General features: G+C 72.0%; 14 protein-coding genes and 1 tRNA gene. 7 read left to right on the top strand and 8 right to left on the bottom strand.

Going from position 1 to position 20252, the window contains the following annotated elements; genetic code table 11:
- The first annotated feature begins 80 nt into the window (after positions 1-80).
- Positions 81-914, top strand: coding sequence for an ABC transporter ATP-binding protein (locus AB0E78_RS07680; RefSeq protein WP_361829337.1), 834 nt, complete (start codon positions 81-83; stop codon positions 912-914).
- Entirely contained in the window at positions 914-3064 is a 2151-nt protein-coding gene (locus AB0E78_RS07675; RefSeq protein WP_361829335.1) for an ABC transporter permease, read from the top strand. The genes AB0E78_RS07680 and AB0E78_RS07675 overlap by 1 nt, the downstream gene beginning before the upstream one ends.
- Positions 3065-3304: 240 nt before the next feature.
- Here AB0E78_RS07675 and AB0E78_RS07670 read toward each other — a convergent pair whose 3' ends face one another.
- Positions 3305-4144 carry a nitrilase-related carbon-nitrogen hydrolase gene (locus AB0E78_RS07670; RefSeq protein ID WP_361829333.1) on the bottom strand — a complete coding sequence of 280 codons (840 nt, stop codon included), beginning with the start codon at positions 4142-4144 and terminating at the stop codon, positions 3305-3307.
- Positions 4145-4360: 216 nt separating this feature from the next.
- Between AB0E78_RS07670 and AB0E78_RS07665 the strand changes: the two genes are divergently transcribed.
- The gene (locus AB0E78_RS07665) at positions 4361-6082 is read left to right on the top strand and encodes a bifunctional 3'-5' exonuclease/DNA polymerase (RefSeq protein ID WP_361829331.1); all 1722 of its coding nucleotides are present in this window, start codon (positions 4361-4363) and stop codon (positions 6080-6082) included.
- A gap of 85 nt (positions 6083-6167) precedes the next feature.
- Here AB0E78_RS07665 and AB0E78_RS07660 read toward each other — a convergent pair whose 3' ends face one another.
- From AB0E78_RS07660 to AB0E78_RS07645, 4 genes are all read right to left on the bottom strand, one after another.
- Entirely contained in the window at positions 6168-10043 is a 3876-nt protein-coding gene (locus tag AB0E78_RS07660) for a BTAD domain-containing putative transcriptional regulator (RefSeq protein ID WP_361829545.1), read from the bottom strand.
- Positions 10044-10534: 491 nt separating this feature from the next.
- Positions 10535-12814 (bottom strand): ATP-binding protein, encoded by a 2280-nt coding sequence (locus AB0E78_RS07655; RefSeq protein ID WP_361829329.1) that lies wholly within the window; start codon positions 12812-12814, stop codon positions 10535-10537.
- Complete coding sequence (locus AB0E78_RS07650) at positions 12804-13565, bottom strand: response regulator transcription factor (RefSeq protein ID WP_361829327.1); 762 nt, start codon at positions 13563-13565, stop codon at positions 12804-12806. Before AB0E78_RS07650 ends, AB0E78_RS07655 begins: the two co-directional genes overlap by 11 nt.
- A 104-nt stretch (positions 13566-13669) precedes the next feature.
- On the bottom strand, positions 13670-14065 hold the full coding sequence (locus AB0E78_RS07645; protein WP_361829326.1) for a hypothetical protein: 396 nt from the start codon (positions 14063-14065) through the stop codon (positions 13670-13672).
- A gap of 391 nt (positions 14066-14456) precedes the next feature.
- Between AB0E78_RS07645 and AB0E78_RS07640 the strand changes: the two genes are divergently transcribed.
- From AB0E78_RS07640 to AB0E78_RS07630, 3 genes are all read left to right on the top strand, one after another.
- Entirely contained in the window at positions 14457-14984 is a 528-nt protein-coding gene (locus AB0E78_RS07640) for a hypothetical protein (protein ID WP_361829324.1), read from the top strand.
- 88 nt (positions 14985-15072) lie between these two features.
- A complete protein-coding gene (locus AB0E78_RS07635; protein WP_361829322.1) occupies positions 15073-16536 on the top strand; it encodes a histidine kinase in 1464 nt (487 codons plus the stop codon).
- Positions 16500-17168: a response regulator transcription factor gene (locus AB0E78_RS07630; protein WP_361829320.1), complete on the top strand. Its 669-nt coding sequence runs from the start codon at positions 16500-16502 to the stop codon at positions 17166-17168. The genes AB0E78_RS07635 and AB0E78_RS07630 overlap by 37 nt, the downstream gene beginning before the upstream one ends.
- A 19-nt stretch (positions 17169-17187) precedes the next feature.
- Here AB0E78_RS07630 and AB0E78_RS07625 read toward each other — a convergent pair whose 3' ends face one another.
- Positions 17188-17781 (bottom strand): TetR/AcrR family transcriptional regulator, encoded by a 594-nt coding sequence (locus AB0E78_RS07625; protein WP_361829318.1) that lies wholly within the window; start codon positions 17779-17781, stop codon positions 17188-17190.
- Between the two features lie 87 nt (positions 17782-17868).
- Between AB0E78_RS07625 and AB0E78_RS07620 the strand changes: the two genes are divergently transcribed.
- Positions 17869-18432: a hypothetical protein gene (locus tag AB0E78_RS07620; RefSeq protein WP_361829317.1), complete on the top strand. Its 564-nt coding sequence runs from the start codon at positions 17869-17871 to the stop codon at positions 18430-18432.
- Between the two features lie 73 nt (positions 18433-18505).
- On the opposite strand, the gene AB0E78_RS07615 is transcribed toward AB0E78_RS07620, so the two are convergent.
- Both AB0E78_RS07615 and AB0E78_RS07610 read right to left on the bottom strand, forming a co-directional pair.
- Positions 18506-18579 (bottom strand) — tRNA-Thr (locus AB0E78_RS07615).
- A gap of 103 nt (positions 18580-18682) precedes the next feature.
- Positions 18683-20230, bottom strand: a complete 1548-nt coding sequence (locus AB0E78_RS07610; RefSeq protein WP_361829315.1) for an alpha/beta hydrolase — start codon at positions 20228-20230, stop codon at positions 18683-18685.
- Positions 20231-20252: the final 22 nt, after the last annotated feature.

Genomic DNA, 20252 nt, shown 5'->3' with positions numbered 1-20252 from the left:
TCAAGGGTATGGCTGGCCCTACCCCCGGGACGCCCCCCAGTGGTCGTGCCCGGCGGGGCCGCGGGCGGTTGGGTTGAGGCATGACCTCAACTGCCGTACGGCTCACCGCCGTCCACCGCCGCTACCGCGATGTGACCGCCCTCGACGGCGTCGACCTCGCGATACGTGCCGGTACCTTCACCGCGATCATGGGGCCCTCCGGCTCCGGCAAGTCGACGCTGCTGCAGTGCGCCGCCGGACTCGACCGGCCGGCGTCCGGGACGGTCGAGGTGGGCGGCACGGAGCTGACGGGGCTGAGCGAGCGGCGGCTGACCCTGCTGCGGCGGGACCGCATCGGCTTCGTCTTCCAGTCCTTCAACCTCCTTCCGTCCCTGACCGCCGCCCAGAACGTCGCCCTGCCGCTGCGGCTCGCGGGGCGCAGGCCCTCGCGTACGGAGGTGAGGGACGCGCTGGGCCGGGTGGGCCTCGCCGACCGCGCCCGGCACCGGCCGGGTGAGCTTTCGGGCGGCCAGCAGCAACGGGTGGCGCTGGCGCGGGCACTCGTCACACGCCCCGCGGTGCTCTTCGGCGACGAGCCGACGGGCGCGCTGGACACGACGACCAGCCGCGAAGTCCTGTCGTTGCTGCGGGAGTTGGTGGACGGGGAGGGCCAGACGACTGTGATGGTCACGCACGATCCCGTGGCGGCGTCGTATGCGGACCGGGTGGTTTTCCTGGTGGACGGACGGGTGTCCGACGAGGTGCTCGCGCCGGATGCGGGGGAGGTGGCCCGGCGGATGGCGGGGCTTGAGCTGGGGGGCGGGGGTGGCGGCCGTTCTGCGGGTGCGGGTGCGGGTGCGGGTGACGGTGCCGGTGGCGGTGGCGGGCGTTCCGTAGGTGTGGGTTCTGCGTCGGTCGTCGTGGGTGGCCGGTGATGTTCCTCGCCTCCCTCCGTAGCCGCTGGGCGGGACTCCTCGGTGCGTTCGTCGCCGTCGCGCTCGGCGTGGCGCTCACCGCCGCGATGGGGCTCGGGCTGGCCTCGTCCTTCGGCGCCCCGGAGCGGGAGCCCGTGCGGTTCAGCGGGTCACCCGTGGTCGTCATGGGGCAGAACACCCTGACCGTCCCGGTGAAACGCGGCCCCGGCACCGCACACGTATCAAAGCCGCTCGCTCATCCACACCCTGTGGATATCGAACTTCTGCGCGACCTACGCCGCCTCGGTCCCGTCCGGCTGGACGGGGCGAAAAGGGATGCGGTGGGCGTGGATGCCCCGGTTGGGGACGTACGGAGAGTCGTCGGCGACCGGGCGCGCGTCCTCACCGGGGGCGAGCGGCGGCTCGCCGATCCGGAGCCGGAGCGGGACGCGCAGGCCCTGGTGGCGGTGAACTCCTTCCTGGGGACGGCGGGCGGGGTGTCCGCGTTCGTGTCCGTCTTCGTCACCGCGTCCACCTTCGCCTTCGTCGTGGCGTTGCGGCGCCGCGAGTTCGGGCTGCTGCGGATGGCCGGAGCGACGCCGGGGCAGGTCCGCAGGATGCTGCTCGCGGAGGCGCTCACGGTGGGCGCCGTGGCCTCCGGCGTCGGGTGCCTGCTGGGGGCCTGGGGCGCGCCGATGCTCGCCGACGCGCTGGTGGACGCGGAGATCGCTCCGGAGTGGTTCGCGATCGGCGGGGCGGTCTGGCCGTACCACCTCGCTTTCTGGGTCGGCGTGACGGTGGCCTTCTCCGGGGCGTGGACCGCCTCGCGGCGGGCGGGACGCGTGGGTCCCGTCGACGCACTGCGGGACGCGTCCGTCGATACCGGCGTCATGCCGTGGAGCCGGCGGATCGTGGGCGGCGCGCTGCTCGCGGCGGGCGTCGGGCTGCTGGGCTGGACCCTGTGGAGCGATCCGTCCGCGCTGATGAAGCGGAAGACGTACACGACCCAGCCGATGATCCTGATCACCGCGCTCGCCGCACTCACTCCCCTTCTGGTACGTCCCGTCCTGCGCGCCGTCCGGCTGCCGGGCGCGATCGGGCTCCTGGTCCGCGAGAACTCCGCCGCGTCCGTGCGACGCACCGCCGCTGTCGCCGCGCCGGTCCTGGTGACGGTGGCCCTCGCGGGTTCGCTGCTGGGCTCGGCGGAGACGGCGGGCGAGGCGAGAGCGGCGGAGGCGCGGCAGCGTACTGGGGCTGAACTGGTGTTGACGGGCGCTGAGTTGAGCCGCACGGAGAGGGTGGATCTGACGGAGAGGGTGGAGGGGGTGGAGGGGGTGCGGGTGGCCGCGTCGTCCGCTTCCACTGCCGTGTTCGTACGGGAGGAAGGCACGGCGCTGATCCGGTCGGAGGCGCGGGCCGTGAGCGATCCGGCCGCGCTCGCCTCGGTCTCGCGGCTTCCGGTGGTGGCGGGGGACGTACGCGATCTCGACGACCGCTCGATCGTCGTCAACGAGGAGTGGGAGCGGCGGCGCGTGGGCGAGTGGGTCGACGTGTGGCTCGGGGACGGCAGGGCCGTGCGGCTGCGGATCGTCGCGGTGCTGGCGCGGGGTACCGGTGACAACGGGGCGTACGTCACGTCGGCGAACGGGGCTGCCGCTGTGGTGGACCGTGTTGACGTGGGGCTACGGGATGGGGCGGACCGGGGTGCGGTGGCGGGGGCGCTGCGGGAGCGGATCGGGGGCGGGGGGCTTCGGGTGCGCACGGCGGAGGAATGGCTGACGGACACGCATCCGGCGACGAAGCCGCAGACGCGGCTGGGGCTGCTGATGCTGCTGGGTATCGCGTTGGTCTACACGTCCATCTCCCTGGCGGGAACGCTGCTGATGGCCACATCGGTACGGGGCCCTGAGCTGCGCTCGCTGCGGATGGCCGGGGCCACGCGGGGCCAGGTACGCCTGGTGATCGCCGGGGAGGCCCTGCTGGCGGTGGGAGTGGGCACGGTCCTGGGCCTGGCGGTGACCCTCCTCAATCTGGCCACACTGACCGCGGGCCTGACCCGCCTGTCGGCACCGGCGGGGATGACGGTGCCGTGGGACATGGTGGGGCTGGCCGCGGGGGTCTGCGCGGTGGTGGGGGTGGGCTCGGGGGTACTGGGGGTACGGCGGCGCTGAGGGTCCGGCCCCACCCACCCGCACCCGGCTCACTCACCTGCTCACCCCTTTGCCGCTGCGGGGCAGGTGAGTGAGCCGGGTGCGGGTGGGCGGACGGGAGAGCTTGTTCGTTCGGGGGTGGCTGCGGGGCAATCGGGCGGGTGAGTGGGAGAGGCCCGTTCGGCAGCGCCCAGCAGCGGGGCCCGGGTCAGCCCCACCCGCCGCAGGGCGACCCGCACCGTCCCGCCCGCCGCCAAGGCCCTAGCTGTCGCCGCCCTCGTCGATCAGGCGTCGTACCTCCCGGTCGACCAGCCCCAGCCGCGCCTCAGCGACAAGCGGCACCGCCCGCCGCTGCCGCCGCGCCTCGTGGACGTCGATGTCGACGGTCACCAGACCCGGCTCCCACTTCGGCGCCTGCGCGACGACCGTGCCCCGCGGGTCCACCACCCGTGAACCGCCCCAGAACGAAGCCCCGTTCTCGTTACCGACCCGGTTCACGAACACCACCCAGCACTGGAGCATGCGGGCCGTGTAGGAGAGAAGGGTGTCCCAGTACAGGCCCGTGTCCATCGCCTCCGGATCCAGGCTCGCCGCGCTGTTCGTGGGGACGACGATGACCTCGGCACCGTCCTGCACGGCCAGCCACGGAAGCACCGGCTGCCACGCGTCGTTGCAGACGAGCGTCGCGGCGCGGCCGTGCCCGCCCGGCAGGTCGTACGCACGCAGGTGCTGACCGGGGCTGACGTGCTTGCGCTCCTCCCAGGCCAGGTAGTTCGGCAGGTACAACTTCCGGTGGGCATGGAGGAGTTGGCCGTCCGCGTAGTACGCGGACGTGTTGTACGCGCGCAGGCTCGTGTGCTCGTGCAGGCCTACGATCACGTCGGGACCGGCGGCGGAGAGTTCCAGGAGGCGGCGGTCCGTCGCTTCCACGGACGTGTCCTGCGCGAGGCCGCCCAAGTGGTACCCGTGCAGACTCAGCTCGGGGAAGACGACGAGGTCGGCGCCCTGCGCCGCCGCCTGGCCGATCTGGTCCCGGGCCTCCGCGAGGTTCTCGTCCACCTCGCCGAGGACACAGTCGGTCTGCGCAAGGGCCACTCTCATGGCTCCGAGCCTCGCAGCGCCGGGCGCCCCTCGCATGTCGGGGCACCCAGGCGTGGGGTGCCCGGACGTGGGGCGCCCGGACGTGGGGCAGGACGTGGGGCCGGACGTGGGGCGCCCCGCACCCCGGACCGACCTCGCACCCCGGACCGACCCCCGCCCCTCCCCCGTAACAAGCCCTCCGCCGCATTGTCAGTGCCTGCTGACACACTCGACCGCATGACCGAAAGGTGGGCCCTCGCCGCCACCGAGGCCGGCGGCGCCACCCTCGCCCCCCTCGGGGAAGACGGCCTGCCCTCGGGCCCGGTCCGGCACGAGCCGGACCTCGCCAAGGCCGTGCGCGACAGACCCGACGCGAGCCGCTGGGTCTGGCGGTCCACCGCCGAGATCTATCCCGCGCTGCTCGCGGCGGGCGTCCGGGTGAACCGCTGCTATGACATCGAGGACGCCGAGCTGCTCCTCCTCGGTCACGAGGGCCGCCTCGGCGAGCCCCGCTCGGCCGCGGCAGCCTGGGCGCGGCTGCACAACGCCCCGGTCCCGGCCGACCCTCCCCCCAGAGCCGCTGCTCCCGGCGCCCAGGACTCCCTCTTCGAGCCCTCCCCCGTGACATCGCTGCCCTTCGACGCCCTCCTGGAGGTGTATGCCGCGCAGCAGCGAAGACACGGGGCCGCCGAGCACCCCGGCAGGATGCGGCTGCTCACGGCGGCCGAGTCGGCCGGCATGCTGGTGGCCGCCGAGATGAACGTGGCGGGCCTGCCCTGGCGCGCCGATGTCCACCACGCCCTGCTCACCGAACTCCTCGGCGAGCGGTACGCGGGCGGCGGCAGGAACGCGGGCGCGTCCGAACCCCGCCGCCTCGCCGAGCTCGCCGACGAGATCTCCGCCGCCTTCGGCCGCCGTGTCCGCCCCGACCTGCCGAACGACGTCATCAAGGCCTTCGCCCAGGCCGGGATCAGGATCAAGTCCACCCGCCGCTGGGCGCTGGAGGAGATCGACCATCCGGCCGTGCGGCCCCTCATCGAGTACAAGAAGCTGTATCGGATCTGGACGGCGCACGGCTGGAGCTGGCTCCAGGACTGGGTGCGCGACGGCCGCTTCCGGCCCGAGTACACCCCGGGCGGCACCGTCAGCGGCCGCTGGACCACGAACGGCGGCGGCGCGCTGCAGATCCCCAAGATCATCCGTCGTGCGGTGGTGGCCGACCCAGGCTGGCGGCTCGTCGTCGCCGACGCCGACCAGATGGAGCCGCGGGTCCTCGCCGCGATCTCCCGCGACCGGGGCCTGATGGAGGTGGCCGGCAGCCACGAGGACCTCTACACGCGCCTCTCGGACCGCGCGTTCTCCGGCGACCGCGACCACGCCAAGATCGCACTCCTCGGTGCCGTGTACGGGCAGACGTCGGGCGACGGCCTGAAGAACCTGGCGGCGCTGCGCCGCAGGTTCCCCGCCGCGGTCGCGTACGTCGACGACGCGGCGAGGGCGGGCGAGGAGGGCCGGCTCGTACGGACCTGGCTCGGCCGGACGAGTCCGCCGGCGGCCGGCGCGGAGGACTTCGACGAGGCGGGCATCCCGCAGCCGCCGGAGGAGTCCGCCGAACTCCCGTCCCAGGACGGTGAGTTCACTCCTGGGTACGCCTCCAGCAACACCCGGGCCCGCGGCCGTTTCACCCGTAACTTCGTCGTCCAGGGCAGCGCCGCCGACTGGGCCCTGCTGATGCTGGCCGCGCTGCGGCAGTCCATCGCCGCGGCCGGTCTCCGCGCCGAGCTGGTCTTCTTCCAGCACGACGAGGTCATCGTGCACTGCCCGCAGGAGGAGGCCGAGACGGTCACGGCGGCGATCCGCGCTGCCGGAGACCTGGCGGGACGCATCACGTTCGGCGAGACCCCGGTGCGCTTCCCGTTCACCGTCGCCGTGGTGGAGTGCTACGCGGACGCGAAGTAGCCCACGGGCAGGTCAGATCGAGCAGGAGCCGGCTCCCACCCCATCCCCATCCCCATCCCCATCCCCATCCCCGGCCGGGGCGGCTTCAGCCCGTCTCCGGCGAACCCGCCAGCAAGCTCTTCAGCTCGTCGACCACCTCGCTGCTGTCCGTGCCGTCCAGCGACGCGAGCGCCGACCTCCACTGCGCGTACGCCTCTTCGGCTCGCCCCTCCGCGTACAGCAGAAGCCCGCGCTGGTGGCGGGCCAGACCCGCCATATGGGCGTCGGCCCGCTGCTCCGCACGCTCCAGGAGGCCCGTGCACTCGCGTTCCGCGTCCCGCGTGCGGGACGTCTCGCGCAGGGCGCGGACGATGCCGAGGCGCACCTTGGACTCGTTGTGCCAGTCCTCGGCCACGCCATGGATGCGCAGGCTCTCCTCGAAGTGCCTGAGCGCCACGTCCGGTTCGTCGAGCGCGAGGTGGGCGTTGCCCATGTCGCAATGGACCTCCTGCCGCAGACCCGCGTGCCCGAGGGTCTCGCCGATCGCCAGGCTCCGCTCGTAGTAGGAGATCGCGGCGCGCGCGTCGGTGTGCTCGTAGACGTTACCCAGGGTGCTGAGGGCGAACGCCTCGCTCAGCGGGTCGTCCATGGCCTTGGCGAGATCCAGGCTGTGGCGCAGGGCCTCGGCCGACTCCTCGTAGCGGCCGAGCGCTTCGAGGAGGAGGCCGCGGTTGATGACGCCTCGGTGGACGCACGACATGCGGCCGAGCTGCTGCCACAGGTCGAGGGCCTCGTCGATCAGGTCGAGCGCCGTGCTGCTGCGCCCCGAAACGTAGTTGAGCCCCGCGAGGTCGGTGAGGGCCTGGGCCTCGGCCGCGGTGTCCTTCCATCGGCGAGCGGCGGTCACCGCGAGCCGGTTGAGGAGCCCCGCCTCGGCGAGCCGTCCACGGCGCTTGAGGTACGAGAAGAAACAGCGGACCAGCACGGGCAGGAGGGCGGATTCACGGCCGTGGCGTTCGGCGAGGGCGATGACGTTGGCAAGCTCGGTGTCGCCCCAGGCGAAGGCGTCGTCGGTGGACATCGGAGGGACGGGGGGAACGGGAGAGTGGTGGGCGGGGTCGTCGGCGTGGGCGGGGCCTGCGGTGACGTCGGCAGTGTCCGCACGGCCATCGGTCGTGTGCTGCTGGGGCAGCACGCCGTCCGGGAGGTCGCCGAGGCGGTCGTCGCGGTCGAGCCCCTCCGGCATGATCGCGAGCAGGGTCTGCCGTGCCGACTCCGCGTACCACCGCAGCGCCGATTCCACGACGTCCGCCGATCCCGCCCCGTCCTGGTGGGCCGCCTCCCGGGCGAAGTCGCGTACGAGGTCGTGCGGGGCATAGCGGCCGTAGGCCGTCTCGTCGAGCAGCGCCACGTCGACGAGCCGGTCGAGCGCGGCCCCCGCGCGCCATTCCTCCACACCCAACAGGCGGGCGACGAGGGGGACTCCGTACGCCGGAAGGTCCAGCGCGCCGATCGCGGCGAGGGCGGCGGCCGCGTCCCGGTCGGACTCGCGCTCGGCCGTACGCAGCGCGTCCAGAGCCACGGCGAGCGAGCGCCGGACGCTCAGGTCGTCGTGTTCCAGGTGGTGCAGGCGTCCGCCGCTGACGGTGAGGAGTTCGGCGAGGGCGTCGGGGGTGAGCGCGCGGCGGGCGGCGAGACGGGCCGCGATGATCCGCAGGGCCAGCGGCAGGCGGCCCGCGAGTTCGACCAGGGGGTGCCCGGCGTCGAGCCCCGCGCGCCCGGAGACGGCGCGCAGCAGGGCGACGCTGTCCCCCTCGGAGAGCGGCTCCAGCGGGAAACGTCCGGCCCCGTCGAGCGCGGTGAGCGGCGAACGGCTGGTGACGATGACCGCGCAGCCGGTCCCGGCGGGCAGCAGCGGGCGTACCTGAGCGGCGGTCGCCGCGTCGTCCAGGACCAGCAGGGTGCGGGTGGGCGCGAGCAGAGAACGGAGCAACGCGGCTGCTGCGTCCGGGTGTTCGGGGCTGTGACTCGACTCGATCCCGAGATCCCGCAGCAGGGCGGCGAGCGCCTGGCCGGGCGTGAGGGGCGTCATCCCGGGGGTGGCCCCGCGCAGATTGACGTAGAGCTGCCCGTCGGGGAAATGCTCCCGCAGGCGGTGCGCCACATGCAGGGCAAGGGCGCTCTTCCCCACACCAGCCATGCCGGACAGGACGGCTACGGGAGGGGTGGTGCTGGGGGGTGCGGTGCTGGGGCGTGCGGCGTCGGAGGGTGCAGCGTCGGAGGGTGCGGTGCTGCTCATCTGGTCGAGCGTGTCGCCATCGCCACCGGCGCGCTGCCCGGCCAGGAGCCGCGCGAGCGACCGCACCACTTCCTCGCGGCCGGTGAAGTGGGGCGGGGACGGAGGGAGTTGGGCGGGACGGGTGGATACGCGTGCGGGGGCGGTAGGGGCAGGGCTTGCGGGGGCGGGGCCTGAGGTTCCCGAGGGAGGGGGCGAGGCGGGGCTCGGGGCGAGGGGCGCCGGTGAGGCCGGACCGGCAGCGGCGGCGGGGAACTCGCCACCGAGGCCCATCGCACCGGCCGCGGGGGCGGAGCCGGTGGGCGCGGAACCAGCCGAGCTGGAGCCTGCGGGGGCGGGACTTGCCGAGGCAGCGCCTTCGGGGGCAGAGCCCGCCGGAGCGGAGCCTGCGGGCGCGGAGCCAGTCGGGGCAGAACCTGCCGGAGTAGTGCCCGCAGGGGCAGAACGCCCCGGAGCGGTCACAGGGGCGCCCACTGGGTCGGCCCCTGAAGCAGAGCTCACCGAAGCACCTCCCGGAGCGGACCCCGCCGAGCGACCACCCTCCGAGGCACCCCCCAGGCCGGACCCCGCGAAACCATCCCCCGAAGCGGACTCCTCCGAAGCAACTCCCCGAGCAGCCCCCTCCGAACGAACGCCCCCCGAAGCAGGCGCCGCCGCAGCAACCCCCCGAGCCGCCCCCGAAGCAAAACCAGAGCCAGAGCCAGTCCGACGCGCACCCCCGGCACTGGAGCCTGAACTCTCCCCGACAGCGGACCCCGACCCTGCCCCACGCGCACCGCCCGCAACGGACCCCGAGCCCGCCCCGCCAGCGGGCCCCGACCTCACCCCACGCACACCCCCGCCAGCGGTCCCCGAACCGGCCCCGGCAGCAGCGGACCCCTCCAAACCATCCCCCGAAGCGGACCCCGAACCGACCCCAGCACCGACCCCCGACCGCACCCCCGAAGAAGCCGAAGCCGACCCCGTCAACGCCGCGCCCGCAGGTTCCTGGAGTACCTCGCGGTGTGCTTCCCGTACCGAGGCGCCCGGTTCCACGCCCAGTTCCTCGACCAGGCGGCGTCGCAGCTCGCGGTGGACGGCGAGGGCTTCCGCCTGGCGGCCCGTGCGGTGCAGCACCAGCATCAGCTGCCGGTGGAAGGCCTCCCGCAAGGGATACTCGGCGACCAGTTCCGCCAGCCCCGGCACGAGCCCTCCGTCGCCGGCCCCGCTCGCGAGCTCCGCGTCGTACCGCAGCTCCAGGGCGAGCAGCCGCGCCTCCTCCAAGCGCGGCACAAGCGCGTGGCCCGCCGTGTCCGCGGGCAGTCCGCCCAGCGGGGCGCCGCGCCAGAGGGCGAGCGCGCCGGACGCGGCACGCGCGCAGCCGTCCCAGTCACGTTCCGCATGAGCGACCCGCGCCTGCGCGACCAACTGCTCGAAGACCCGTACGTCCAGCTCGCCCTCGGCCACCCGCAGCCGGTACCCCGGAGGCACCGCCCGCAGCCGTTCCGGGTCGTCGAGGAGCCGGCGCAACCGCGTCACGTGGTTCTGCAGCGAGGCGTGCGCGGACGCGGGCGGGGCGCCGCCCCACAGCGCGTCCTTGAGGGCGTCGACGGAGACCACCCGCCCCGGTTCGAGCAGCAGCGCGGCCAGCAGGGCGCGGCCCTTGGCGCTCTGCACGGGCTGCGGCTCGCCCTCGGCGTCGTACACCGCAGGCGCGCCCAGGAGCCCGAACCGCAACCCGTCGCACCGCACGTCCACGCCATCTCCCGCCAACCGTTGGCCACATGTTAGCGATCGGTTGGCGAGCCCTGATGGGATCACTACATCGGACCCGGCCGCGCCGGTACTCGCGCCAAGCGCGTAACTCGGGGGAGTGTCACCGTTGCGGCCGGGCCCGCTCAGTTTCTGCGATGCATCCTCAACTCCCTAACGGGGTGGGGGAGTTGAGGTGCTCGCGGAACGAGAGCAGCAGCGCGAGTGTCGCCGTACCCGCGCGGGCGTCCCCGTACCCGAGCGGGAAGCACCGACCCACGGGCCTTGGCCACACGTTCCGGCCCCGCATTCCGACACCAGGTGCTCACGGATCACCCACGGATCGCCCATGGATCGCCCACCATTCGCTCACGTGGACGGCCCGGCGAAGACGTCCCGGAATGGTATCCCCCGGTATCTCCCGGTAACCCCCACACCGGCACCCATCACCCCGCCCGTGACTCGGACTCCGCACCCGCAGCGACGCCCCCATGGCCACCGGCATCGGCCAGCGGCTCCGACGGCGGCTCCGACGGCACCCGCACCGTGAACACCGCCCCCTCCCCCGGGGTGCTCCGCGCCGTCACCGTCCCGCCGTGCCCTTCCACCAACTGCCGGACGATGGCGAGGCCGAGCCCACTGCCGCCCGTCGACCGCGTACGCGACTTGTCCGCGCGCCAGAAGCGGTCGAAGACGTGCGGCAGGTCCTCGGGGCTGATGCCGGTACCGGTGTCGGCGACCTCCACCACCACCGCGTCGAGCGTGCCGCGGCAGTCGATCGTGACGCTGCCGCCCGCCGGGGTGTGCCGGATCGCGTTGGAGACCAGGTTGCCGATGGCCTGGCGAAGCCGGAGCGGATCGGCGGTGAAGCAGGGATCGCCGAGCGTCGTCGCGCTCAGCCGTACGCCCGCCGCCTCGGCACGCGCCTGGTGCGCCGCAGCGACCTGGTCCACGACGTCGGACGCGTGCACGGGCTCCCGGTGCAGCCGCAGGGTGCCCGCGTCGGCGGCGGCAAGATCCTGCAGGTCGTTGACGATGTGCTGGAGCAGCACGGCTTCCTCGAGGAGCGAGGAGACCAGCTCCGGGTCGGTGGCGACCACGCCGTCCTCGGCCGCCTCCAGCCAGCCCCGGATGTTGGACAGCGGCGTACGCAGCTCGTGCGCGACGTCGCTCACCATGGCCTGGCGTTGATGCTCCAGCGCCTTGCGGTGGGCGGCCATGTCGTTGAAGGCGTCGGCGAGCTGTCGGATCTCCCCCGCCGATCCCGCCGAGCGCGCCGTGACGGGTTCGGCCGCCTCGCCCGCCTTCATCCGCTGCGTCGCGGCGGTCAGCGCCCGCAGCGGGCGGGTCAGCCGGGACGCGGCGAAGGCCGTCACGGCGACGGTCACCGCGAGGATGCCCGCCGAGAGCCCCGCGAGCCGGGCGGTGTTGGCACCGGAGAGGCTGAACCCCGAGCTCTCGCCCGCGCGGGCCGCCGCGGTGCGCGAACCATCGGAGGCGGTGACGAAGAGGAGCGCGGGCGCGGAGACGTACGGCCCGAGCTGCTCGCGCCGGGCGCTGCTCAGGCAGGCTGCGGCCTTGGTGTCGGCGGCGCGGGCGCCGTCCATCGGATCGGCGGCGGCGCGGCTCGGCTCGACGGGGCCGCGGCTCGGCTCGACGGGGGCGCGCCGACCGTCGGAACCACCCGTCTCCCCCTTCGAGCCACCCGTCCCCGTGGAACTCCCTGGCTCGGCAGGAGTGGAGCGGGGAGCGGGAGCGGCATCGGAACCAGAACCGGCACCGGAATCGGCACCAGAATCGGCACCAGAACCGGAATCGGGCGGCTCGGTGGGCGTCGGTTCGGCCCGCCCCCCGATACGAAGACCAGATTCGGCGCCCATACCCGACCCGACGGGCCCCACCACCCCGGCAGCGCGGCTCGGCCCTCCGTCGGTCCGCCGCCACGTCAGATCGAGCTCGACCGCGACGGACGGCTCGTCCCCGCGCCGCAGACACGCGTTGGTGAGCTCGTTGAGCCTCTTGAGGGCCTTGCTCTCCGTGCGGGTGGGCACGATGAGCCGTGCGTCGTTGCAGGTGAAGTCCAGGAACCGGTTCGGGTCGTTGGCGGCCTCGACACGCGGGCGCCCGCCGGGCCCCTGGACGGAACGGGCGACGACCCCGAAGTCGTGCATGCACCCCACGACGCCATCGGCCACCTTCGCCAGCTCCCCCCGCTCCCGCCCCGAGAGCCGGAAGGGACCCACCGCACGCGGATCGATACGGTCCGGACCCGCGGTGCCCCCGTCCCCACCCTCCTCGTCACCGCTCCCCGCACCGGCGGTCAGCGCCCCGTCGACGGCGAGCGGATCGACGACGGCCGAGGCCTTGGACGGCAGCTCGGCACCGGGTGCCCCCTTGCCTCCCGCACCGCCTCGCCCGCCCCGCGAATCGGCGATGACGACACGGTCCTGGGTGGTCAGGGCGATACGGCGGCCGGTCTGCCGGGCCAGCTCCCGCACGGTCTTCTCGGCACCCCGCCACCCGGGCGCGGTCGCCGCGAGGCCGAGCAACTCGTCGTAGACGCGCGCGTCATCGGCGAGGACCTGCCCCTGCTCCTGCCGGATCGCGCCGGAGGTGGTCTGCGCGGCGAGCCAGGCGGTGGCGGCGATCGAAAGGACGGAGACGAGCACGGAGACGGCGAGCAGCCGGGGCAACAGGCTCTTGCGGAACGGTATGTCACGCGCCACGACGCGCCGCCGCCCCCAGGGCCGCGCCGAAAGCGGCGCCCGTGAGCTTGTACCCGACGCCGAAGACCGTCACGAGATGGCGCGGCCTGCGCGGATCTACCTCGATCTTCTTGCGCAGATTCAGTACGTGTACGTCGACGGTGCGCACCGATATGTACCCGGACGACCCGTGGATACGATCCAGCAGCTGAGGCCGCGTGAAGACCCGCTCCGGCTCCGCGGCCAGCGCCGCGAGCAGCCCGAACTCCCCCGGTGTGCACTCCACGAGCTGCCCGTCGACGGTCACCTCGTGCCGCACCGGATCGACGGAGAGCCCACCCACCCGCAGAACGCGCGAGACGGTCTCTGCACCCTCGACGACGGGGTGGTGCGTGCCCTGGGAGCGCCGCAGCAGCGTACGGACGCGGGCCATCAGCTCGCGGGGGCTGTACGGCTTCGTCAGATAGTCGTCGGCGCCGAGATCGAGGCCGAGCAGCAGATCGTCCTCGGTGGAACGGGCGGTCAGCATCAGGATGGGAATCCCGACCGCGGGGCCGTTCCCGCCCCGCAGGACGCGGGTGACGCCGAGCCCGTCGACCCGCGGCATCATCACGTCGAGCACGAGCAGGTCCGGCGGCCTGCGCCGCACCTCGTCGATCGCGGCACGCCCGTCGTGGACGACGGCGACCGTGTGGCCCTCGCGCTCCAGATAGCGGCGGACCAGCTCGGCCTGTTTCTCGTCATCCTCCGCGACCAGGACAAAAGCGCACATGGCGTTGAGCATAGGCGGGGCCGCGCGACCCTGACCGAATCCGGACAGCGGCCTGACAGGATCCTCATAACTCCCGGCGGACCGCTCACACCTCGGCAGACCTCTTACGCCTCGTAGGGCACGACCACCACCTGGAACTCGTCCTCGTAGACAACCCGCCCCGGATCCGAGGACCGCACCACCCGGCACTCGACGCCGTGCGCATCGAGAATCTCCAGATAGCCGGGGACGCGCTCGATGAGATGGGTGGCGGTGACCTTGAACCAGGCGACGGCGCGGGGGTTCACGTCGTGGTCGTAGACAGTGGGATCAATCGTCGAGGGGTCCGGATAAGCACGGTCGTACCAGTCGTTGTTCGTACGCCGGAACTGCTCCTGCTCGGCGGTCAACTTCCCCTCCCGGGCAAGCCCGTTGACCAGACCGAACACCCCGGTGAAATGCCCTCGCTGATGGCGCGCGGGGGACTGATACCGAACGTACAACTCAGCCTCTGCGTTCATCGCGGCATACTCGCATCCCCTCACACGGACCCGGCAGCGGGGCTCCCCGGATTCCCCCTTGATCGCCCCACATCAACGAGCGGAGGCAATCACGCAAGGGCAGCACCCCACACGCACCCGCGGCCGGCAGCGCTCGCGAGGGGACGTGCCGGTATGTCCGCCCGGAGCACGGTTCGCGGCACTCCAGCCCCGAAGCACCCGAGCGGCCACCGGACGATAGCGAGGACGGACATACCGGCGCGGCACCGCACCCACAGACGAACCAGCCCCACAGCCCCGCCAAGCACCGCAGCAGGACCCCACAGCCCCGCAGCACCACAGGGCCCCGCAAGGCCCCCCATACGGCCGCCCCACCTCGCGCCCAGGGCCCACCACCCCGAAGGTGGTCCGCATGAACCGCACCCGCACCACCACCCGCACCCGCACCCCCACACCCACACCCAAGGCGACCCGCACCACCACAGCAACCCGCATCGCCACCGCCACAGCCACAGCCGCCCTACTCGCCCTCACCACCACCGCCTGCTCGGACAGCGACGTGGACAAGGCCAAGGACAGAGCCGCCTCCGCCACGGCCAAGGCAGGCGAAGCAGTCTCGTCGGCGACGGAAGCGGCCGCTTCCAAGATGGCCGAGGTAAAGGACGGAGTGGACGCGAAGGGCGACGTGAAGGTCGACGGCCCCACCAAGACCGAGGGCGACCGGGCAACGGCCAAGATCACGGCCACCAACCCCAAGGACAAGAAGGCGGACTACACCATCTCCGTCACCTTCCGCGACGGCGACGGCAACCTCCTGGACACGGCCGTCCTCAACATCACCGACGTGGACGCCGACAAGTCGAAGTCCGGCACAGTCCGCAGCAACCGTTCCCTCTCCGGCACCCCGAAGGCAGAGATCAGCAAGGCACTACGCCACTGACCGCCGTACCCCGACGCCCCAACAACCGCCCTCAAGAGGGGAGTTTTTACCACCGACATCCCAGGGGCACCCAACCCATAATCCCCGTATGGACAGCACAGACCAGGCACACTCCCCGGCCCCCAACTCGCCCCCCACCTCGACCTTCACCCCCACCTCCACCTCCACCTCCACCTCCAGCCACCTCGCATCCCTGAAACACTCCCTCACCCTCTGGGCCCTCTCTATCCGCGCACTGGCCCTGTCCCTCTGGCTCCACGTCGTACACCTCTTGCTCGGCAGCGGCCTCACCCTCCCCCTGCTGCCGAGCGCGACCCGAGCCGTACGCGACCTGGCGGACCGCCAACGCGACCTGGCAAAAAAGTGGACGGGCACAGAGATCCCCACGACGTACCCCGACCCAAAACAGGACACCGCCACCCCCACACCCACACCCACACCCAAATCCCTCCGCACAGCCCTGCTCTCCAAGGACAACCAGACGTACAGGGAATGGCGTTGGGCAAATCTGGACCCCTACATAGGCGGAGCCATCGCCTTCATCCCCGCGGCCCTCATCCTCAGCGGCAGCTGGGGCATGACCACAGCACTCTTCGGCCCCGGACTCTCGGACAGTTGGGGCAACGTCTGGTACCTCTTCATCCCGGTCCAGAACGGCCTCACCGCCACTCTGGCGGGAATCCTCGCCGCCGCGCAGTTCCCCCTGGCCCTCTGGGCGGCCCCCCGAGTGGTACGCCACCACTCCCGCTACCTCCGCGCGATGCTGGCCCCCAGCGAGAGCGAGCTGCTCGCCACCCGCATCGAGCACCTCACCATCACCCGCTCCGCGGCGGTGGACACCCAGCAGGCCGAACTCCGCCGCATCGAACGCGACCTGCACGACGGCGCCCAGGCCCGCCTGGTGGCGATGGGCATGACGCTGGACGCAGCGGAACACCTCCTTGAGTCGAACCCAGAGGCGGTCCGCGCCCTGCTCCAGGAAGCCCGCCAGTCCTCGGCCAAGGCACTGCAGGAGCTGCGCGACCTGGTCCGCGGAATCCACCCGCCCGTACTCGCGGACCGCGGACTGCCCGACGCCGTACGCTCACTGGCGATGACCTGCCACCTGCGCACCGAGGTCGAGGCAGACCTGCCGGGCCGCCTCGAACCCGCGGTGGAGTCGGCGGCGTACTTCGCGGTCTCGGAGATCCTGACCAACGCGGCCAAGCACGCCCAGGCAGACCGCGCCTGGATAGACATCCGCTACGAAATCTCGGAACCCCCACACCCCCCGCAGACTTCACAGCACTCACAGCACTCACAGCCCTCGCAGGCCCCACCGACCCCGCAGACTTCACTGACACCACAGCAACACGGCGCCCTCCGCGTCACGGTCACCGACGACGGCAGGGGCGGCGCGGACATCTCCGCCGGCACGGGCCTGCGCGGCATCGAACGACGCCTCGCCACGTTCGACGGCATCCTCGCCGTGAGCAGCCCGCTCAACGGCCCGACCATGGTGACGATGGAGCTGCCGTGCGTGTTGTCCTCGCAGAAGACCACTTCCTCCTGAGGGACGGCATCACCCGCCTGCTCCAGGCGTTCGGCCACGAGGTGACAGCGGCAGTGGACAACGGCCCAGCGCTCCTCTCGGCCCTGACCACACCCTCCAACGCCCCGACCGCGTCCCCCGACATAGCGATAGTCGACGTACGCCTCCCCCCGGACTTCACCGACGACGGCCTACGCGCAGCCGTGGCGGCCCGCGCCCGGAACCCCACCCTCCCCATCCTCCTGCTCTCGCAGTACGTGGAACCGCTCTACGCAAAGGAGTTGCTGGCCACGGGCTCGACGGGCATCGGCTACATCCTCAAGGAACGGGTCTCCAACGGCGCCGCCTTCATCCGCACCATCGAACGCGTGGCCGCCGGCGGCACGGCGATGGACCCCGAGGTGATCTCGAAGCTGCTCATCCGCAAGACCCACGACCAGGCGGACCCCATGACCCGCCTCACCCCGCGCGAACGCGAGGTCCTGGAATGCCTGGCCCAGGGCCGGTCGAACGCGGGAACGGCGGAAGCGCTGTTCATCTCGGAGAAGGCGGTCGCCAAGCACATCAGCAATATCTTCCCGAAGCTGGGCCTGCCTCCATCGGACACGGACAACCGCAGAGTCCTGGCGGTCCTGGCGTACCTGAACCGCTGATCTCCGTGGGAGAGACGGCTCAGGGAACAATCGACGCCCAGATCCTCTCCGGCAGGACACGCGCGGCCTGATCAAGGTCGACGTCGGCGAAGCCGGCGAGCCAGCGGCGCGCGGTGGCGACGACGGGCCCAAGGACCAGCCCCTCGATCAACGGCATCGGGATCGGGGCGACTTCACCCGAGTCGACGTGCTGCTGCATCCAGCCGCTCAGCGGGGACAGCCGGGCTTCCTGAGCATCACGGAGCTGCCGTGCCTGGGCCATCCCGAGCCGGTCGGCGTACGACGAGTGGAGGAGCCGGGAGGCGTCCGGGTTCTCCTCGATGAACTTCAGATAGGCCCGCACGAGGGCGCGGATTCCGGTCCGAGCCGTACGGGAACGCTCCACGGAAGCGGCGAGCTCGGCAAGAAGACGCCCGAGCCAGCGCTGTAGCAGGGCACTCATGAGGCCGTCGACGCTACCGAAATGGTGGTACAGACTCCCAAGGCTGACACCGCTGGTCTTGGTGAGCGCGCCGACGGTGACGCCCTGGTCGCCGGAGGCGGCGTACACCTGGAGCGCGGCATCCAGGAGACGGTCGGCGGTCTCTTCGCCGCGTTGCTGCTTGGGGCTCATGGTGCACCCAGCCTAGAGCATCTGCTTCTAGAACTAACTTCTAGAAAAACACTCCACTCGAACGGCCCTCTGCCCGATACTGACCCCGTGCCTGAACCCATACGGCCAGTACCGCCGACCCCACGACCTGCCCCCACACCCGGCTCCACAGCCCGCGGCTGCCTCGCATCGCTCGGCGCGATCGGCGCCGTAGTGATCGTCATCCTGCTGATGACCCAGGGAAACGACGACAGCACCGACAGCGCCACCCCGACCTCCACAACGAGCCAGAGCGCATACACGTACACCCCCTCAACCAGCACCCCGTACACAAACGACCCCTACGACTCCGGCACCGGAGCCGATACGGCCGCCCCCGCCGCCACCCCCACAAGCGAGGCCCCCACCCCCTTCACCTCAGGGACCTGCCTCAACGGCACGCTGCCGGACTCCGAGACGGCACAGGAGGTCAGCAACGTCGACGAGGTGTCCTGCTCGGCATCGGACGCCCACTACGAGGTGATCGAGACGATCCCCCTCACATCGGACATGAGCCGCTGCGACAACAACCCCAAGACGCAGTACGCCTTCTCCTACCGCTACACCCTCAACGGCTCGACGATCAACGAGTACGTCTACTGCCTGATCGGCCTCGGCCCCTACGCCCGCTGAGCCCCCAAGCCCCAAGCCCCGAGAAAAAGCAAAAGCCCCAGGTCACGGCGAGTGAGTCCTGGGGCTTCCACAGAGCCGCCTTCGGGATTCGAACCCGAGACCTACGCATTACGAGTGCGTTGCTCTGGCCATCTGAGCTAAGGCGGCGCACGCGTCCCGCACCTATGGTGCGATCAGCAGCGACGCCAAGTCTACACAGTTTCCGGGGGTGCTCCGCACACCCCCGGTAGGGCGGCCCGCTGGGCCCGTTTCACCCCTGCGAGCAGCGCTTTCCGTCGTTCGGGGCCTTGCCCTTCAGCAGGTATGCGTTGATCGCCGAGTCCACGCACTTGCTGCCGCGGCCGTACGCCGTGTGGCCGTCGCCCTCGTACGTCAGCAGCTTGCCGGAGGAGAGCTGGTCGGCCAGGGCCTCCGCCCAGCGGTAGGGGGTCGCCGGGTCGCGCGTGGTGCCGACCACGACGATCGGGGCCGCGCCGTCCGCCTCGATGCGGTGCGGCTCGCCCGTCGCCTTCACCGGCCAGTACGCGCAGTTCAGCGACGCCCAGGCCAGGCCCTCGCCGAAGACCGGGGAGGCCTTCTCGAAGTCCGGGAGCGACTTCTTCACGTCGGCCGCCGTGTCGAAGGCCGGGGGCAGGTCCAGGCAGTTCACGGCGGCGTTGGCGAACATGAGGTTCGCGTACGACCCGTCGCCCTCCCGCTCGTAGTAGCTGTCGGAGAGCGAGAGGAGGCCCGCGCCGTCCTTGTTCTTCATCGCGGCGGACAGCGCCGTGCGCAGTTGGGGCCAGGCCCCCTCGTCGTACATCGCGGCGATCACGCCCGTCGTGGCGAGCGCCTCGCCGAGCTTGCGGCCGTCGGAGTCGCCCGCCGGGATCGGCGTGCGGTCCAGGTCGTCGAAGAAGGACTTGAGGCGCTTGCCCGCGTCCGCCTCGCCCTCCGTGCCCAGGGGGCAGTCCGACTGGCTCGCGCAGTCCTTCGCGAACGACTGGAACGCCGTCTCGAAGCCCGCCGTCTGGTCACGGTTCATGCGGCGCGCCGGCAGCGACGGGTCCATCGCGCCGTCCAGGACGAGGCGCCCGACGCGGTCGGGGTAGAGCCCGGCGTACGTCGCTCCCAGGAACGTGCCGTACGAAGCGCCCACGTAGCTCAGCTTCTCGTCGCCAAGGGCCGCGCGCAGGATGTCCATGTCGCGGGCCGCCTCGACCGTGGAGACGTGGGGCAGCACTTCGCCGGACCGTTTTTCGCAGCCCGCCGCGAACTTCTTGAAGGAGTCCGACAGTTCGGTGGTCTCGCGCTGGTCGTCCGGCGTGATGTCCGTCTGCGTGTACGCGTCCATCTGCTTGCCGTCGAGGCAGGTGACGGGCTCGCTGCGGGCCACGCCGCGCGGGTCGACCGCCACCATGTCGTACTGCGCGCGGACCTCTTCGGGGTAACCGAGGGCCGCGTACGACTGGAGGTAGCCGATCGCCGAGCCGCCGGGTCCGCCCGGGTTGACCAGGAGCGAGCCCAGGCGCTTGCCGGGCCCCGTGGCCTTCTTCCGGGAGACGGCGAGCTTGATCTCCGGGCCGTCCGGCTTCGCGTAGTCCAGCGGCGCCTTCATCGTGGAGCACTCGAAGCCGGGGACGCCGCACTCGCGCCAGTTCAGCTTCTGTCCGTAGTACGGAGTCAGCTCCTGCGGGGTGGCGCGGGGCAGCGCGGCCATGGACGCGTCCACCGTCGAGCTCCCGGCCGAGCAGCCGGAGATGAGCAGTCCGGCCGCCAGGAACACGGTCACGGGGGTGCGGAGTCCTCTGATGCGCATCACGCGAGCGTAACGCCATGCG

It is taken from the genome of Streptomyces sp. NPDC032198, from assembly GCF_040636975.1.
Taxonomy (GTDB): Bacteria; Actinomycetota; Actinomycetes; order Streptomycetales; family Streptomycetaceae; genus Streptomyces.
This window is presented reverse-complemented; position numbering and strand designations above follow the sequence as displayed.

Bases quoted from the DNA above. Each gene is read 5' to 3' on its own strand.
- AB0E78_RS07625 (WP_361829318.1), bottom strand. From the start codon at position 17,781: ATGAGCCCCAAGCAGCAACGCGGCGAAGAGACCGCCGACCGTCTCCTG.
- AB0E78_RS07680 (WP_361829337.1), top strand. From the start codon at position 81: ATGACCTCAACTGCCGTACGGCTCACCGCCGTCCACCGCCGCTACCGC.
- AB0E78_RS07665 (WP_361829331.1), top strand. From the start codon at position 4,361: ATGACCGAAAGGTGGGCCCTCGCCGCCACCGAGGCCGGCGGCGCCACC.
- AB0E78_RS07635 (WP_361829322.1), top strand. From the start codon at position 15,073: ATGGACAGCACAGACCAGGCACACTCCCCGGCCCCCAACTCGCCCCCC.
- AB0E78_RS07640 (WP_361829324.1), top strand. From the start codon at position 14,457: ATGAACCGCACCCGCACCACCACCCGCACCCGCACCCCCACACCCACA.
- AB0E78_RS07670 (WP_361829333.1), bottom strand. From the start codon at position 4,144: ATGAGAGTGGCCCTTGCGCAGACCGACTGTGTCCTCGGCGAGGTGGAC.
- AB0E78_RS07645 (WP_361829326.1), bottom strand. From the start codon at position 14,065: ATGAACGCAGAGGCTGAGTTGTACGTTCGGTATCAGTCCCCCGCGCGC.
- AB0E78_RS07675 (WP_361829335.1), top strand. From the start codon at position 914: ATGTTCCTCGCCTCCCTCCGTAGCCGCTGGGCGGGACTCCTCGGTGCG.
- AB0E78_RS07610 (WP_361829315.1), bottom strand. From the start codon at position 20,230: ATGCGCATCAGAGGACTCCGCACCCCCGTGACCGTGTTCCTGGCGGCC.
- AB0E78_RS07650 (WP_361829327.1), bottom strand. From the start codon at position 13,565: ATGTGCGCTTTTGTCCTGGTCGCGGAGGATGACGAGAAACAGGCCGAG.